Genomic DNA, 14740 nt, shown 5'->3' on the forward strand with positions numbered 1-14740 from the left:
GTCGCCACCGCCGCGGCCTGGTCGGCGATGAACGCCGCCGCCAGCACGACGAGTTCACCGATCGTCTCGACCTTCATCGCCACGATCACGTCCGCCGCGATGTCCAACGCATCCGCCACCACGTGGCACGCCTGCACGAGCTCGTTCAGGTGGCTCTCGGACAGCGCCGCCCACTTGGCGAGCAACGCCTCGTACGACGCACCCTCGTACGCCTGCCCCAACTGCTGCACCGTGGACGTCGACTGCTGGTGCACCGACTCCACGTTCTGCGCGAACTCCCGCACGTGCGCACCGAACTCGCGCACCTTGTCCTCGTTCACCGTCGGCCAGTTGATGCCGATGAACGAGAGGAACTCCACCACTTCACCGGGCAGTTCGATCGCCACAGCTGACACCTTCCCCGACGGAACGCGAACGCCGTTGTGACCGTAGTCCAGAATCGGACCCGGGAGGACAGGAACCGGGATTCCCATGGACGACCGCGCTCCCCCGCCTCTCAGGTCAGGAGGGCGGCTGCGTGCCGCAGCACGTTGCGCGGGCCCAGCGGGCCCTGAAGCATCGCAGGCGCGGGTAGCGCGCTCCCCCGCCGCACCGACGCCGCCACAGGGGTTCGCCGCGGCGCCCCCGCGGACACCTGCACTGGTCGGCCGATTTCAGCTCCGGCCCGAGGATTTGGAGCATGTGACATGTCACGCTCTATTGATGATGCGTCAGACACCGTGAAAGCATGCGTCGACGCGCGCCGCCCCCAGCCGCTTCCCCTCTCCCCCGCATGCCCTCCCACGCCTGCGGCGCGTCGGCCTGCCCTCCCCCACGAAGGACCGACCTTGCGCCTGCCCTCACGCATGTCCGGACTGCTCGCGACGATCGCGGCGAGCACCGTCCTCCTCGGCCTGGCCGCCGGCCCCAGCCCGGCCGCCACCCCCACGACCGAGGCCGCCCCCAGCACCCAGCAGGCCCCGGCCGGCCTCCTGCCGCCCACCGGAACCGCCGCGCCGGACTCCTCTGAGCACGGCGCCGCACCGCAGAGCCGTCGGCTGAGGCCCGATCAGCTCCCGCCGCTCGGCGTGCCTGCCTCGCCCGAGTCCGCCTCCTCCGGAACGACCTCGGCCAAGGCCTCGCCGCAGGCCCTGTCCGCGGCTCCGGTGGCCGCCCCTTCGTGCACCCCGGCCGACTTCAGCGGCCGGTCCGGGGCCGCTCTCGTCTCCTACGTCAAGGCTTCGGCGCCCAAGTGCATCGGCTCGCTGTTCTACGCCTCCGGCACGGAGGCGATCGGCGTGTTCCGGCAGAGCCAGATGGCGACGATCGCCGACGCCTTCCGGGACGTCGCCGCTTCCTACCCCGGGGACAACTCGACGAGCGCGTGGCAGCTCGTGCTCTTCCTGCGCGCGGGCTACTACGTGCAGTCCAACGACCCGCAGCACATCCCGGGCTTCGACACGTCGCTCACCGACGCCGTGGCGCGCGGCATCGACGCGTTCGTCGCCGGCCCGCACTTCACCGATGTGACCGACGCGAACGGCGAGGTCGCGAACGACGTCGTCATCCTCACCGACAGCGCCAAGCTGCAGGCCCGCTACCTCAACACCTACAAGCAGGTGCTGAACGGCTACAACGCCTCGTACAACAGCTCCAGGAACATGGTCACGCTGGTCAACAGCGTCCTCACCCCGCTGGACCGCGGCCACGACCGGAACCCGGACTTCCTCGCCGCCGTCGCCGCGGACCCGAGCATCATCGACACGCTCGACGACTTCACGGAGAAGCACCGCGACCTGCTGGGCACCGACAACGCGGTCCTGGACGCCAACGCCGGCCGCGTGCTCACCCGCTTCGTCAAGTACCCGGCCTTCCAGGGCAAGGTGCGGCCGATGGTCAAGGCCATCCTCGACGGATCCTCGATCACCGGCCCGACCGCCCCGCTGTGGGTCGCCACCGCCGCCATGGCCGACTACCTCGACCCGGGCCAGTGCTCCACCTACGGCATCTGCGACCTGAACCAGCGGCTGATCAAGGCCGCGCTCCCGGTCCGCCACACCTGCGACGCCACCCGCACCATCCTGGCCCAGGACCTCACCGCGGCCGAACTCGCCGCCGTCTGCGCCGACCTCAACGGCGAGGACGCCTTCTTCCACCGGCTCGTCCGCGACAACGGCCCCATACCCGGCCAGTACGAGTCGTCCGTGCAGATCGTGGTCTTCGCCGACCGGGCCGCCTACCAGACCTACGCCGGAGCGATCTACGGCGCCGACACCAACAACGGCGGCATCACCCTCACCGGGGAACCGGACAAGGCCGGCAACCAGCCAGTCACCATCATGTACCGGCACCCGACCGACAACGGCTTCACCGCCCGGATCTGGAACCTCAACCACGAGTACGCCCATGTCCTGGACGCCCGCTACGACCTCAAGGGCGACTTCACCCAGCAGACCAGCGTCCCCGACCTGTGGTGGATCGAGGGCATCGCCGAGTACGTCTCCTACACCTACCGCGGCGTCACCGACGTCAACGCGGTGAACCAGGCCCCCAAGCACACCTACCAGCTCAGCACCCTGCTCCAGAGCACCTACCGCAACAGCGACGTCGTCCGTGTCTACCACTGGGGCTACCTCGCGGCGCGCCACATGGTCGAACGCTACCCGAGCGTCGTCCAGGCCATGCTCTACTACTTCCGCACCGGCAACTACGCCCAGGGCTACGCCTACTACAACGGCATCGGCACCCTGTACGACGCCGGCTTCAACACCTGGCTCGACACCTGCGCCACCGACACCTGCCTGACCGCGGGAACCCCGACCGCCGCCTTCGACACGACCGTCACCGGCCTGACCGCGCAGCTGACCGACCGCTCCACGGTGACCGGCGGCAAGGGATCCATCGCCTCCCGCACCTGGAACTTCGGCGACGGCACCACCTCCACGGAGACCACCCCGTGGAAGACCTACGCCGCGCCCGGCACCTACACCGTCACCCTGACCGTCACCGACAGCAACGGGAAGACCGCCACCACCAGCAAGCCCGTCACCGCCACCACCCCCGCCGCCCCCACCGCCTGCGCCAACAGCGACCTGCGGGCCATGGACCGCAACTGCTTCCGCACCGACCGGTCCGCCGCCGCGGGCGAGCAGGACAAGCTGTACATCTACCTGCCCGCCGGCACCGTGACCCTCAAGATCACCACGACCGGCGGCACCGGCACCGCCCACCTCTACTACAACGCCGACACCTGGGCCTCGAACACCGCCTACACCGCCTCCTCCACCAAGAACGGCACCGACCAGAACACCACCGTCACCAACGCCACCGCCGGATACCGGTACATCACGCTCTACGGCAAGACCGCGTTCAACGGCGTCACCGTCACCACCCAGTACTGACCCGCACGCCGGCCCGACCAGTCGGCCGAATCACCGACAGGGGCGTTCACGCACCGGCAACCCGCCGGCGCGCGAACGCCCCCCGCCGTCCGGCGCAGCACCGACCACGGCAGCACCCGCCCAGAGCATGGCTCAACGGCGACCGGCTGACCCGCAACGTCGCCGAACCCCCGCTGCTGCCCCGCCCCGCCCGGGCGGTTCAGCCCGTCAGGGGCCGGGCGCCGACCGCCGGCACGGTCTGCCGGTTGACGTGCGGGCGGTCGAAGTAGGTGGCGACCTCGCAGGGGGTGGTGCTCAAGGCGAGCGCCCATTCGTGGATGGTGGGGTCGCCGTCCGACTCGCTGCCGATGAGGACCACCTCCTCCCCCTCCTCCACCTTCTCGTCGCCGCAGTTGACAATCATCTGGTCCATGCAGATGCGTCCGACGACGGGGTAGCGCCGGCCGCGGATGGAGACCGTGAGGCGTCCGCTGAGAGCGCACGGGATTCCGTCGGCGCAGCCGACCGGGATCAGGGCCAGGTTGAGCGCGCTCGGCGCGGTCCAGTCGTGTTCGTAGGAGACGCCCTGCCCGGCTTCGACCCGCTTGGTCAGCGCGACCTGGCTGGTGACCCGCATGGCGGGCCGGAGGTCGAAGCGGTGGCGCTCGGCGTACGGCAGCAGGCCGTAGAGGGCCGAGCCGGTCCGGATCATGTCGAGGTGAAGGTCGGGCCTGGTGAGCGCCGACAGCGATCCGGCGAGGTGGCGTCGGACGTCGAGGCCGGCGTCGACCGCGAAGGCCAGGGTGCGGGCGGACTGCACCGAGACGTCCACGTCGGCCGCCGTGGCCAGGCGCATGCTCTCCGCCGAGGTGTGCACCCAGGCGAGGATCGGGGCGTCGAGGCCGGCCCGGCGCAGTTCGAGTGCCTCGGCCGTGGTGCACACGCCGAGCCAGGTCGCCCCGGCGTCGAGCGCCGCGCGGGCGACGTCGATCGCGCCGTGCCCGTAGGCGTCGGCCTTGACGACGGCCATCACGGCGGTCGCGGGCCGGCTGACGGCCTGTCGGACGACGCGCGTGTTGTGCGCGACGGCCGACAGGTCCACCAGCACGTCGAGGTAGCGACGCGGAACGATCGACCGAGCCTCCATAGTCAAATCCATTCGTCGCGGTCGGCGGACTGCTGTTCTCCCTTCGCCGCCTCGCGGGTGCTCAGGCGGGCTCGGCCGCGACCAGCCCCGGTCGGGCCGCTTCGCGCAGCAGGAGGGTGGTGGCCACGCTGCACACTCCGGTCAGCGCGATCGCGACGCCGACCGGCACGAACTCGGCGAACACGCCGAACACCAGGGGGCCGACGCCCTGGATGCTCATGGTGGTGGTGTTCAGCAACGCGAAGCCCTGGCCCTGGAGTTCGGCGGGAACGGCTTCCAGGAAGCGCCGCTGCAGGCCGAGCAGGTAGGCGGAGCCGGTGCCGGTGACGACGTAGGCGGCGGCGACCGCCGGATAGGGCAGGTCCAGGGCGAGCGTGAGCGAGGGGGTGCCCATCACCAGCAGCAGCGGCAGCGGCAGCGGCAGGACCAGCCGTTCCCGGGTGGCGGGCGCGAACGCCCGGCCGATGACGACGTCGCCGATCAGCATGCCGACCGAGGTGGCGGCCAGCAGGACGCCGGTCTGCTGGGGGCCGAACCCGCGGTGCGCGCTGTACGGGATGAGCAGGCTGCCCGCCGCGGCCAGGTAGGCGGCGGGCAGGCACTGCACCATGATCAACTTGAGGACGCCGGGGCTGGCGACCAGCGCCGCGTTGCCCCGCAGGGTCCGGCGCACGATCGACCCGCCGCCCGTCGCCGGCGCGCTCGGGCGGGGCGCCCGGGCGGGCGACAGGAACAGCCGGCTGATCGCCGCAGCGACCAGGTGCGCCCCGGCGGTGACCAGCATCGTGCGCTCCACCCCCAGCCAGACCACCAGCGTCCCGCCGGCGGCCATGCCCACCATCTGCGCGGAGACCGCGACGATGTAGGACAGCGAGCGCCCGAGGACGTAGGTGTCGCCGGTGAGGGCTTCCGCGAGGACCCTGGCCGTGGCCCCGGTGGTGACCGGGGTCAGGCAGGCCACGCCGGCGACCAGGACCAGGCTGGCTGCGACCGGGAGGTGCCCGAACGCGAGCAGCAGTCCGACCGCGCACTGGAGGGCGTAGCCGGTGCTGATGAGGGTGCGCGGGGTGAGCCGGTCCGCCAGCGCGGCGAGGAACAGGCCGCCGGCCGCCTGCGGCAGGAAGTTGATGGTCATCGTCACTGCGGTGAGCAGCGGCGAGCCGGTCCGGTCGTACACCAGCACCGCGAGTGCCACGGCCCGCAGGGTGTCGGACATGACCCCGAGCAGCCGGCCGGCGAAGACGGCACGGAACTGGGCGACGGCGAAGACCTGGCGGTAGTTGGCCTTCACGGCGAACTGATCGGTCATGGGCTGGGTACTCCCGGAGCCTTCCTGGCGTTCCTACGGATTGATGGCGCTGATCCGGGTGGGCAGGGTCCGCCACACCTCGGGCGGTTCGATCGAGAGGGCGTGCCGGAACACGTCGCGCTGGGCCACCGCGGTCGCACCGGGATCCACTGCGCGGACCTGGCCGCCGTGGCCGACGATCGGCATGCCGCAGGCGGCGGTTCCGGCGCCGTTCGTCAAGTGGCGGTGGATCGTGGCGAGTTGGGTGCCAGTGAAGGCACGCTTCAGGTAGCCTGCCCTGCCCTTGCAGCGGCGGGTGACGAGGCTTCTGGACTCGCTCATCACGTACAGCCAGGGCGCGGTGGCGCTGCCGCCGCCGAGGTCGAGACCGGTCCCGGTGTTCACGTGTGCCCACCGCCCGCACCTCGTCCGGGCACCCGACGAACCGGTGGTTGTCGCCCCTGAGCAGGCCCTCGCACCGCGGGTCCCCCGGCCGCACCCCCGCCGGCCCGAACGTCTCCGGGTCCCGGCCCGTGGGCGGGCCCCGCCGCGACGGCGCTCCCCGCGCTGCCCGCTGCCGCCGGGCCGACCGCGGCGGCGGCCGGCAGGCCCCGACGGTTCAGCCGCACTCCGGACACGTCCTGCTGATTCACCGTCATTCCCATGTGCCGAGGGCCGGTTCCGCAGATCCGCATCAGGATGCCCGTCGACGCCGCCCGCGCCCAGGGTTCGGCCGGACGTGTCGGCGGGTCCCGTCTCCGTGCGGCGGCGCTCTGGCAGGCTACTGACCGCCCGTCAGTCCGTCCGCCCCGGAGGAGCCGTGTCCACGTCCGCCGCTACCCCGCCGCCCCGGCCGATCGGCGCGACCACCGAGGACGGCGACCCGCTGGCCCTCGCGCTGTTCGGGCTCACGGCGGTCAGCGGCCTGATCGACGCCGTCAGCTACCTCGGGCTGTCCCACGTTTTCGCCGCCAACATGACCGGCAACGTGGTGGTCATCGGCTTCGCGCTGGCCGGCGCGCCCGGGTTCTCCGTCCTCGGCTCCCTCACTTCGCTCGCCGCGTTCCTGCTCGGCGCGGCCCTCGCCGGACGCCTCACCCTCCACCGGCTGCGGCCCGCGCTCGCCGCCGAGACGCTGCTGCACCTCGCGGCCGCCGCCGTGGCCTTCGCGTTCGGCACGGGCGGCGCCCGCCAGTACGGCGTGATCGCGCTGCTCGCCGTCGCCATGGGCCTGCGCAACGCCACCGTCCGCAGCCTCGGCGTCCCCGACCTCACCACCACCGTCCTGACCATGACCCTGACCGGCCTCGCCTCCGAGACCCGCCTGGCCGGCCGGCACTCCCCGCACCAGCGCCGCCGCGTCCTCGCCGCCCTCACCATGACCGCCGGCACCGTCCCGGGCGCCCTGCTGGTCCTGCACCACCACCTCCCCTGGGCGCTCGTCCTGGCCGCCGTCCTCACCGCCGCGACGGCCGTCCTCTACCGGGACCGCGCCTGACGCCGAATCGGTCCGTCGGTCCACGCGCCAGATCACCGCCTCGGTGCTCGGCAACCGGACGGCGAAGAGGCCCGACGGGGACGCCTCGCGGAGCAGCCGGCGCAGGTCGGCCTCGAAGGCGGGCAGGCGCGGGCCGAACAGGTGCGGGGCGGAGGAGGAGAGGGAGAGCACGGCGGCGACGGCGTCGTCCTCGGTGCGTTCCAGGACGGCCCCGCCGGGGACGATCAGGCGTTCGGGGCCCGCGAAACCGGCCCGGGCGAACACCTCGGACTCGCCGCCGGGCGTTCCGTGCGGCAGCAGGCCGCGCCCGGCGCGTCGGACGGGGCCCAGGTAGGCGCGGACCAGGGCGTCGACGGCGTCCTGCGGCAACGGCGGGTGCGGGAGGCCGGAGGTGGTTCGCGGTTCGGCCTTCCAGTCGGCGAGGTGGACGGCCGCGCCGCCCGGGCGGAGCAGGTCGCGGACGGTGGCGGCGACCTGCTCGCGGTCCATCCAGTGGAACGAGTTGCCGAACGTGGCGACGGTGAACGTGCCCAGCCCGGACGGCAGTTGCTCGGCTCGGGCGTTCACCCAGCGGGCCCGGCCGGCCAGTCCGGCGCGCCCGGCGGCCCGTTCCGCCTCGGCGAGCATCCCGATGTCCGGGTCCACGCCGACCACCTCGCCGAACAGCCCGGCCAGGCCGATGGCGAGCGTCCCGGGGCCGCAGCCGAGGTCCAACAGCCGTCCGGCACCGTCGAGTTGCAGGGCCCGGGCGAGTGCCTGTGCCAGCCCGGGGGCGTACGGGAGCCGCCCGCGCGCATAGTGCTCGGCCGCGCCGGCGAACAGCGTCTCGTCCCACTCCCAGCCGTCCACCGTGCCCGCCCTCCGCGTCCCGTCCGGCGACGCCCGCTTCCCGCTCCGCGACGCCGCCGGCCGGCCGTCCCGCGTCGCCGCCGCCCGTTCACCACACCGGCGCAACCGGACATTACCGCCCGCCGGGCTGGAATCCAGCCACCCTCTCGTCCGAATTGGTCCATACCATTGACGCGATCAATTCAACCCGGGCAAGATCGGCCCGCCCCCACAAGGGCCTCCGCACCCCCCCAAACGGCCCCCACACTCCAAGGAGCCCCCGTGCCCGTTCGCCGCGCCTCCAAGGCCGCATCCGTCCTCGCCCTCGGCGGCGCCCTGACGCTCGGACTGGCGGGCACCGCCTTCGCCGCACCGATCGCCGACCTGAGCGGCATGGGCTGCCCGGACTCCTACACCAACTACTACGGCAACGGCGGCTTCGTGCAGACCCTGTCGTACACGTACACCGGCGGCAACGGCTACCGCTACGGCCACTACAACGTGGTGTTCCGCAACAACTTCGGCGACACCTATGAGGGCACCCGCGACTACCGCTGCTACTGAGCGGCGCCCGACCCCGGCCGGGAGTCAACGCCGCCGCGGCGCCGATCGGCGGTCTCGGCGAGATCGGCGGTGTCCGCACCAATGGCGCATTCGGTGCATAATTATCGCCTTCGACACACCGATATCCGAACGATTCCGCCCGGTCTCCACCGATTCGCCCCGCTTTCCGAACGACTCGAAAGAGTCCAGGAGGTGGCCCGGACGAGCCTCCCGATAGGCAGGGGACGTAGTCTGCGGGCATGACAGACGCCGCGCACCTCACTCCCACCGAAGCCTTCGAGATGCTGCTGGCGGGCAACGGCAGGTTCGTCGCCGGCGGCCCCGAGCACCCGAACCAGGATGCCGCCCGCCGCGCCCAGACCGCACCGGCGCAGGCCCCGTTCGCGGTGATGTTCGGTTGTTCCGACTCCCGACTCGCCGCCGAGATCATCTTCGACCAGGGCCTCGGCGACCTGTTCGTGGTCCGCACCGCCGGCCACGTGCTCGGCCCGGAGGTGCTCGGCAGCATCGAGTACGGCGTGAGCCTGCTGGGCACCCCGCTGGTCGTGGTCCTCGGCCACGACTCCTGCGGCGCGGTCGCCGCCACCCGCGAGGCGGTCGCCGCCGGCGCCACCGGCGAGGGCTTCGTCCGCGACGTGATCGAGCGGGTCACCCCGAGCGTGCTCGCCGCGAACGCCGCCGGCCACACCGACAACTCCCACTTCATCAACGAGCACATAAGGCACACCGTGGCCCTCCTCATGGAGCGCTCGCGCATCCTCTCCGACGCGGTCGCCGCCGGCCGCAGCGCCGTCGTCGGCCTCTCCTACCGCCTGGTCGACGGCACCGCCCACCTGGTCACCACCCGCGGCCTCGACCTCCCCACCCCCGCCGCCGCCTGACCACCCCAGCCACCCCACCCGCAGCCCCGGCCACCCCGGCCGGGGCTGCGGCATTCCCGGCCCGTGCCGTCAGCGCCCGTCCTGCGCCACCAGCTCGGCCCAGGTCCACGGCGCAGCGCGGGTGCCGTCCGGGTTCAGCCCGTGGGGCAGGTACTCCTCCCCCGGCAGGCAGCCGACCGCCCTGGCCCGGCGGGCGAACTCCTCCGCCTGCGGGCAGCCGGCCTTCCTGAGTACGTCCAGGAGCTGCTGGTTGTGGTCGGCCGACGCCCGCCTCAGGTCGACGCATCCCACTGGATCCCGGAGCAGCAGCCGGGAGACGGCGTCGCCGTCGTCGGCCTCCACCAGTGCCTCCAAACAGCCTGGTCACACTCTGGACGTGGTCGAGATCCACCTCTTCGACGGCCCGCTCGATCAAGGCCGCCCGGAGATCGGTCATTCCCTGCCGGGTCAGGAAGCCCACCAGTGTGCCGACCCGTACGTGTCCTCCATGCTGATGCCCGCCACGCACCATCGCACGAAGGACCTGACCGCAGCGGTCTCCCCGGCGAAGTGGAGCGCTTCGAGAACGTCCACGTGCGCCTCGTAGTCCGCCCACTCCCATGGGTCGGCTCGGGCGATCAGCCCACGGCGGAGCAGCACTCGAACCGCCTCCGACGCTCAGATGTCCGGCGGTGGCGGGCCTCAACAGCGGCCGGCTGGGGGCGAGTTCACGGACCGCTTCGTAGAGTGCACGGGTCTTGCCGGTCGAGGAGTCACCGGTCAGCACGACCAGCACCGCGGGCCCACCGGCCAGCGCCGGTTTCAGTGCGGTGCGCAGCTTGGCGTCCAGTTCCCGGGCAAGGTAAGGAGTGAGCTCCGGGAGCAGGTGCCCATGCGACTGCGGCAGCACCGCATCATGGACTTCGAGTTGACGTCCAGTCAGATCGCTGATCGTCTCCGACTCGCTCCGTGCCGCGGCGAGTTCGGGGACCCGACGCCGGCGACCGCGTTCGTCGCGGGCCGCGTCCAGGAAGTCGCGGAGCTCACGCCCGGGATCCGGCTCACCTGCCCGGGCGGCCCAGACCGAGACCAGGGCGGCCACCGGGTCGTCACTGCGCTGGTGCGGCAGGTGGAAGTCGCCGATCTCCTTGGGCGCCCACTCGCTGACGCGTCGTCCGGAGAACTCGCGCGCGCCCAGTCGCCGCGAGGCCCGGACCTCCTTCTCGACCGCGTTCTGCGAACAGGGCAGCCCACCCTGTCGCCTCCGGCGCTCCGCCCTGGTGCGCAGCCCGCTCAGCAGCTCCCACACCCGCTGCTCCATCGGCCCCATCGGTTCCCGCCCCTCCCCGCGTCGCCGAGCAGCACCCTAGTCGGCGGGCAGGACGCCACCGCGCACCTGGCGTGGGCGGCCCGATCAGTTGCGGCCGGGGCCGAGGAGGCGGGTGATGGCGGTGGCGAGGGTGCGCAGGGTGGTGCCGTCGGTGGCCTGTTTGAGGAGGCGGAACTCGAATTCGATGCGGCCGTCGATACGTTGGAAGCGGATGTCAACCTTGGTCTGGAGCCAGGCGACGACGACGGCCAGGGCGAGGTCGCCACCGAGGCGGGACTCGGTGGGCGGGCCGGCGAGGAGGTCGGCGGCGGTGTCGGCGCAGGCGGGTTCTTCGGCGAGGGCGGCGAGCAGGACCTGACGGTCGGCGAGGCGGTCGAGGCCGGGCAGGGTCATCGGGTTCTCCGGTCTCCGAGCGGGACGGTTGCGGCCCGGTGGCAGGGGCGGCGTTCCCGGGGTTCGTCACGGCGCCTCCCCGTCACCCGCTCCGGTCTCCATCTGGGCACAACGACCCACCAGCCGCTGCCGGTTGACCCGGATCATGGGAGCGCCCGGTCGGCGCCGCAGCAGTCCGCGTTCCGAGCGGATTCGGCCGGGTCAGCGCAGCACGGACTCCAGGAAGTCGCCGCCGATCCGCGCGACGACCGGAAGGTCGAGCTGGTGGAGGACGTAGCGGCCCCGCCGCCGGGTGACGACCAGCCCGGCCTTCCGCAGTACGGCCAGGTGTCGGGAGGCCTCCGGGGCGGTGATGCCGGACGCGTCGGCCAGCTCGTTGGTCGAGTACGCGCCGCGCGCGAGGTGGCGGCACAGGCTGATCCGCACCGGGTGGGTGAGCGCCTCCAGCCGCAGCACGACCGTCTCCGTCGAATCGGTGTGGCCGAGGCCGTGGGTGGCGGCGGGGTACTGGATCACCGGCTGCCAGCCCGGCGCGTACAGGGTGAACAGGTGCGGCCGGCCGAAGACGCTCGGCAGCAGGGTGACGGCGGTGTCCGCCCGGGTGCGGCCGTGCACGAGCTTGTCGACGACGATGCGGCTGCCGTGCTCGTCCTCCGCCAGGCTCAGCGCGGGGGACGCCGCCGTGAGCGCCGCCGCCAGGCCCTTGCGGCGCAGCAGTTCGGTCTTGTCCCGGGCGTCGGCGGCGAGCCCATCGCGGACCCGCTGCCAGGTGTCGGCGAAGAACGCCCGGTCGCAGTCCTCCAGCAGGCGTCGGATCCAGGCCCGGGCGGCGGTGGGGTCGGCGAGCATCCGTTCCACGAACGCCGCCTGGCGCGGGCCTCGGGCAGCGGCGAGGTCGAGTGCGCGCCGTCGGGACCACTCGTCGACCAGGGGCGACGGCAGGCCCTTGGAGTAGAAGCTGGTGCTGCAGGAGATCTCCAGCGCCGCACCGACGAACTTCTCGTCGTCCATCCGGTCGAGGTCGTCGAGCTCCTCGGCGAGGGTCTCCCGGGGGTGCGGCGGCAGCAGGAAGTCGGAGCGTGTCGACTGCCACATGAACTCGGCCTCCAGCAGCCGGTCGGCGAGGTCCGGCGCGAGCGCGGCGGTGGTCGCCGTCGTCCACGCGTGCAGTCCGGTGTGGTGGTCGGGCTCGGCCAGCGCATGCAAGGCGTTGCCGAGTTCGGCCAGCGGCGAGGGGCGGAAGACGATGCACTCGTGCGGCAGGCCGGTGATGTCGATGGTCACGCTCACCTGTCCATGGTGCCGCCTCGGGCGGCGAAACCCCTCGGGTCGTTTGACGGGAGCCGTCAAACGACGGGACTGCCGGGCGGCCCGTGGCCCAGGGTGGGCGGGTGAACGCACTGCACCAGCACCTGCTCGACAGCGCCCGCGCCGCCCACCACGGCGAACCGGCCCCGCCTCTGCCCGGCACCCACGACCTCGCGACGCTGCGCGCGGCCCTCACCCACCACCGCGAGACCCGCCGCCGCCACCATCGCGAGACCTGCCACCGCGAGACCCGCCACCGGGACACCCACCACCGGGACACCCACCACTACGAGCCCCGCCGCCCGGCCGCAGGCCTCCGCCGCCGGCTGCGCGACTGGTTCGGCCGCCCGTAGCGACCCGCTGTTCCCGAACCCACTGTTCCCGAACCCGCCGTTCCCGACGCTCCGCGCCGGCGCCGCGACGTCCGTGGATACCGACGCTCCGTCGACCGGCTACGGCCTGCCGAGGATCGCAAGCGCGGCCGCGTGCAGGGCGGCGATGCCGGTGCGCAGGGTGGCGCCGACCTGGGGGCGGAACTCGGGTGAGTGGTTGGCGGGCAGGGCGGCGAGTTTCCGGGCGGCGTCGGGGCCGGGGGCGGCGGCCCACTGCTCGGGGCCGACCATGCCGAGCATCCAGTACGCGGTGCGGATGCCGGGCACGCCGTGCAGGCTCTCGCCGGCGGGGCCGAACAGCGGGAAGTCCTCGGTGGCGAGCGCGGGCGGCCACTCGGCGACCCGGGCGGGGCCGAACAACTTCCGGTGCGCGGTGCGCAGTTGTTCGACGAGGGCCGGGTCGGGGGTGTTGACGCCGGAGCGGGAGAGCTCCTCGAACTCGGGTTCCCGGGGGCAGCCGGAGGCGGCGGCCTCGCCGCGGACGATCCGCCGCACGGCGGTGCAGGCCCGCTCCAGGGATTCCTCGGCGAAGCCGCGCACCGTCACCGTCAGCACCGCCCGGTCGGGGATCACGTTGCCCTGGCCGGCCGCCTCCAGGGAGCCGACGGTGACCACCAACTGCTCGGCGGGCGAGGTCTCCTGGGCGACGATCGACTGGAGCCGCAGGACGACGGCGGCGGCCGCCACCACGGGGTCCAGGGCCAGCTGGGGTGCGCCGGCGTGCCCGCCGCGGCCGTGGATCACCACGCGCAGGGTGCGGCTGCCGGCCGTCACCGGGCCCCGGCCGTGGGCGACCATTCCGGCGGGCAGCGGCGCGGTGTGCTGGGCGAGCACCACCGAGGGCGGCTCGAAGCGCCGGTACAGGCCGTCCGCCAGCATCGCCCGCGCACCCGACAGGGTCTCCTCGGCGGGCTGGCCGACCACCAACACGGTGCCGCGCCAGGCGTCCCGGTCGTCCGCGAGTGCGGCGGCGGCCCCGGCGGCGCAGGCGAGATGGACGTCGTGGCCGCAGGCGTGCATCACCGGCACCTCCCGGCCGTCGGGGGTGCGGCCGGTGGCGGTGCTGGCGTACGGCAGGCCGGTGCGTTCGGCGACCGGCAGCGCGTCGAGTTCGGCCCGCAGCATGACCACCGGGCCGGGGCCGTTGCGCAGCACGGCGGCGACGCCGTGGCCGCCGATGCCGCGGGTCACCCCGTACCCGGCCTCGGCCAGCCGGTCGGCGAAGCGGGCGGCGGTGCGTTCCTCGGCGCCGGACAGTTCGGGGTGCCGGTGCAGGTCGAGGTAGAGCTCGGCGGCCCGGGCGAGGCCGGCGTCGGAGGGGACAGCGTCGGAGGGGACAGCGTCGGGCGGGGCAGCGGTCATGGGGGTGGCGCTCCTGGGGCGTGGCGACGGGTGGTCAGTGACTTGTCAGCGGGGTTCGGCGGGTGCTGCCAGCGGCTCTCGGTAGAACTGACGTGTGCGCGACGGTGATTCGCGAGAAACGCCGCCGGCTCCTTCCGTCCACGGTCCGGCTGTGACGGCCGGGTCGCCCCCTGCACCGAAAGGAGAAGTGCCATGGCTGACACTTCGCTCGCGTCGCTGGCCCAGGAGATCCTGAACCTCGAGTCGGAGACCTTCGAGATCAGCGACTACTCGGACACCTCCGAGGTCATGCTGGGCTCCTCGACCTCCTGCTCCAGCACCAGCACCTGCTCCAGCACCACCAGCACCACCTCCTGCACCGCCTGAGCCTGCGGCGCAGTCGTCCGGTGGCCCTCCTCCCTCACGGGCGGG

The 14740-nt window shown here is 72.9% G+C and carries 15 protein-coding genes and 1 pseudogene; 7 read left to right on the forward strand and 9 right to left on the reverse strand.

From position 1 onward, the window contains the following. Window positions 1-386 (reverse strand): WXG100 family type VII secretion target (locus IEZ12_RS38270; RefSeq protein WP_229847459.1); only part of this gene is annotated, 386 nt, incomplete at its 3' end. A 441-nt stretch (window positions 387-827) separates the two neighbouring features. Between IEZ12_RS38270 and IEZ12_RS12255 the strand changes: the two genes are divergently transcribed. Beyond that, on the forward strand, window positions 828-3380 hold the full coding sequence (locus IEZ12_RS12255; protein ID WP_308431027.1) for a collagenase: 2553 nt from the start codon (window positions 828-830) through the stop codon (window positions 3378-3380). 199 nt (window positions 3381-3579) lie between these two features. On the opposite strand, the gene IEZ12_RS12260 is transcribed toward IEZ12_RS12255, so the two are convergent. From IEZ12_RS12260 to IEZ12_RS12270, 3 genes are all read right to left on the reverse strand, one after another. After that, complete coding sequence (locus IEZ12_RS12260; protein ID WP_189272060.1) at window positions 3580-4506, reverse strand: alanine racemase; 927 nt, start codon at window positions 4504-4506, stop codon at window positions 3580-3582. Window positions 4507-4567: 61 nt separating this feature from the next. Continuing rightward, entirely contained in the window at window positions 4568-5815 is a 1248-nt protein-coding gene (locus IEZ12_RS12265) for an MFS transporter (protein WP_189272061.1), read from the reverse strand. Window positions 5816-5848: 33 nt separating this feature from the next. Further along, on the reverse strand, window positions 5849-6199 hold the full coding sequence (locus tag IEZ12_RS12270) for a hypothetical protein (protein ID WP_189272062.1): 351 nt from the start codon (window positions 6197-6199) through the stop codon (window positions 5849-5851). Between the two features lie 415 nt (window positions 6200-6614). Here IEZ12_RS12270 and IEZ12_RS12275 point away from each other — a divergent pair, with 415 nt between their 5' ends. Continuing rightward, the gene (locus tag IEZ12_RS12275) at window positions 6615-7292 is read left to right on the forward strand and encodes a YoaK family protein (RefSeq protein WP_373295465.1); all 678 of its coding nucleotides are present in this window, start codon (window positions 6615-6617) and stop codon (window positions 7290-7292) included. Between the two features lie 24 nt (window positions 7293-7316). On the opposite strand, the pseudogene IEZ12_RS12280 reads toward IEZ12_RS12275, so the two are convergent. After that, window positions 7317-8141, reverse strand: a pseudogene (locus IEZ12_RS12280) (class I SAM-dependent methyltransferase); the annotation flags it as partial. 261 nt (window positions 8142-8402) lie between these two features. Here IEZ12_RS12280 and IEZ12_RS12285 point away from each other — a divergent pair. Beyond that, on the forward strand, window positions 8403-8684 hold the full coding sequence (locus tag IEZ12_RS12285; RefSeq protein WP_189272063.1) for a hypothetical protein: 282 nt from the start codon (window positions 8403-8405) through the stop codon (window positions 8682-8684). 239 nt (window positions 8685-8923) lie between these two features. Further along, complete coding sequence (locus IEZ12_RS12290) at window positions 8924-9565, forward strand: carbonic anhydrase (RefSeq protein ID WP_189272064.1); 642 nt, start codon at window positions 8924-8926, stop codon at window positions 9563-9565. Window positions 9566-9634: 69 nt separating this feature from the next. On the opposite strand, the gene IEZ12_RS12295 is transcribed toward IEZ12_RS12290, so the two are convergent. Further along, entirely contained in the window at window positions 9635-9907 is a 273-nt protein-coding gene (locus IEZ12_RS12295; RefSeq protein WP_189272065.1) for a hypothetical protein, read from the reverse strand. Between the two features lie 34 nt (window positions 9908-9941). Here IEZ12_RS12295 and IEZ12_RS12300 point away from each other — a divergent pair, with 34 nt between their 5' ends. Beyond that, complete coding sequence (locus IEZ12_RS12300; protein ID WP_189272066.1) at window positions 9942-10151, forward strand: hypothetical protein; 210 nt, start codon at window positions 9942-9944, stop codon at window positions 10149-10151. An 807-nt stretch (window positions 10152-10958) separates the two neighbouring features. Here the strand turns inward: IEZ12_RS12300 and IEZ12_RS12305 are convergent. Both IEZ12_RS12305 and IEZ12_RS12310 read right to left on the reverse strand, forming a co-directional pair. Beyond that, window positions 10959-11267 (reverse strand): hypothetical protein, encoded by a 309-nt coding sequence (locus tag IEZ12_RS12305; protein WP_189272067.1) that lies wholly within the window; start codon window positions 11265-11267, stop codon window positions 10959-10961. A 201-nt stretch (window positions 11268-11468) separates the two neighbouring features. Next, window positions 11469-12557, reverse strand: a complete 1089-nt coding sequence (locus IEZ12_RS12310; RefSeq protein WP_189272068.1) for a DUF5937 family protein — start codon at window positions 12555-12557, stop codon at window positions 11469-11471. Window positions 12558-12658: 101 nt separating this feature from the next. On the opposite strand from IEZ12_RS12310, the gene IEZ12_RS12315 reads away from it, so the two are divergent. Then, the gene (locus tag IEZ12_RS12315) at window positions 12659-12928 is read left to right on the forward strand and encodes a hypothetical protein (RefSeq protein WP_189272069.1); all 270 of its coding nucleotides are present in this window, start codon (window positions 12659-12661) and stop codon (window positions 12926-12928) included. A gap of 99 nt (window positions 12929-13027) precedes the next feature. On the opposite strand, the gene IEZ12_RS12320 is transcribed toward IEZ12_RS12315, so the two are convergent. After that, the gene (locus IEZ12_RS12320) at window positions 13028-14329 is read right to left on the reverse strand and encodes an amidohydrolase (RefSeq protein WP_189272070.1); all 1302 of its coding nucleotides are present in this window, start codon (window positions 14327-14329) and stop codon (window positions 13028-13030) included. 192 nt (window positions 14330-14521) lie between these two features. On the opposite strand from IEZ12_RS12320, the gene IEZ12_RS12325 reads away from it, so the two are divergent. Beyond that, window positions 14522-14695: a thiazolylpeptide-type bacteriocin gene (locus IEZ12_RS12325; RefSeq protein ID WP_073810233.1), complete on the forward strand. Its 174-nt coding sequence runs from the start codon at window positions 14522-14524 to the stop codon at window positions 14693-14695. The last annotated feature ends 45 nt before the right edge of the window (window positions 14696-14740 follow it).

It is taken from the genome of Kitasatospora griseola (assembly GCF_014648555.1).
GTDB lineage: Bacteria > Actinomycetota > Actinomycetes > Streptomycetales > Streptomycetaceae > Kitasatospora > Kitasatospora griseola.

Coding starts and splice junctions, on each gene's coding strand:
- IEZ12_RS12260 (WP_189272060.1), bottom strand. CDS start 4,506: ATGGAGGCTCGGTCGATCGTTCCGCGTCGCTACCTCGACGTGCTGGTG.
- IEZ12_RS12265 (WP_189272061.1), bottom strand. CDS start 5,815: ATGACCGATCAGTTCGCCGTGAAGGCCAACTACCGCCAGGTCTTCGCC.
- IEZ12_RS12290 (WP_189272064.1), top strand. CDS start 8,924: ATGACAGACGCCGCGCACCTCACTCCCACCGAAGCCTTCGAGATGCTG.
- IEZ12_RS12305 (WP_189272067.1), bottom strand. CDS start 11,267: ATGACCCTGCCCGGCCTCGACCGCCTCGCCGACCGTCAGGTCCTGCTC.
- IEZ12_RS12320 (WP_189272070.1), bottom strand. CDS start 14,329: ATGACCGCTGCCCCGCCCGACGCTGTCCCCTCCGACGCTGTCCCCTCC.
- IEZ12_RS12325 (WP_073810233.1), top strand. CDS start 14,522: ATGGCTGACACTTCGCTCGCGTCGCTGGCCCAGGAGATCCTGAACCTC.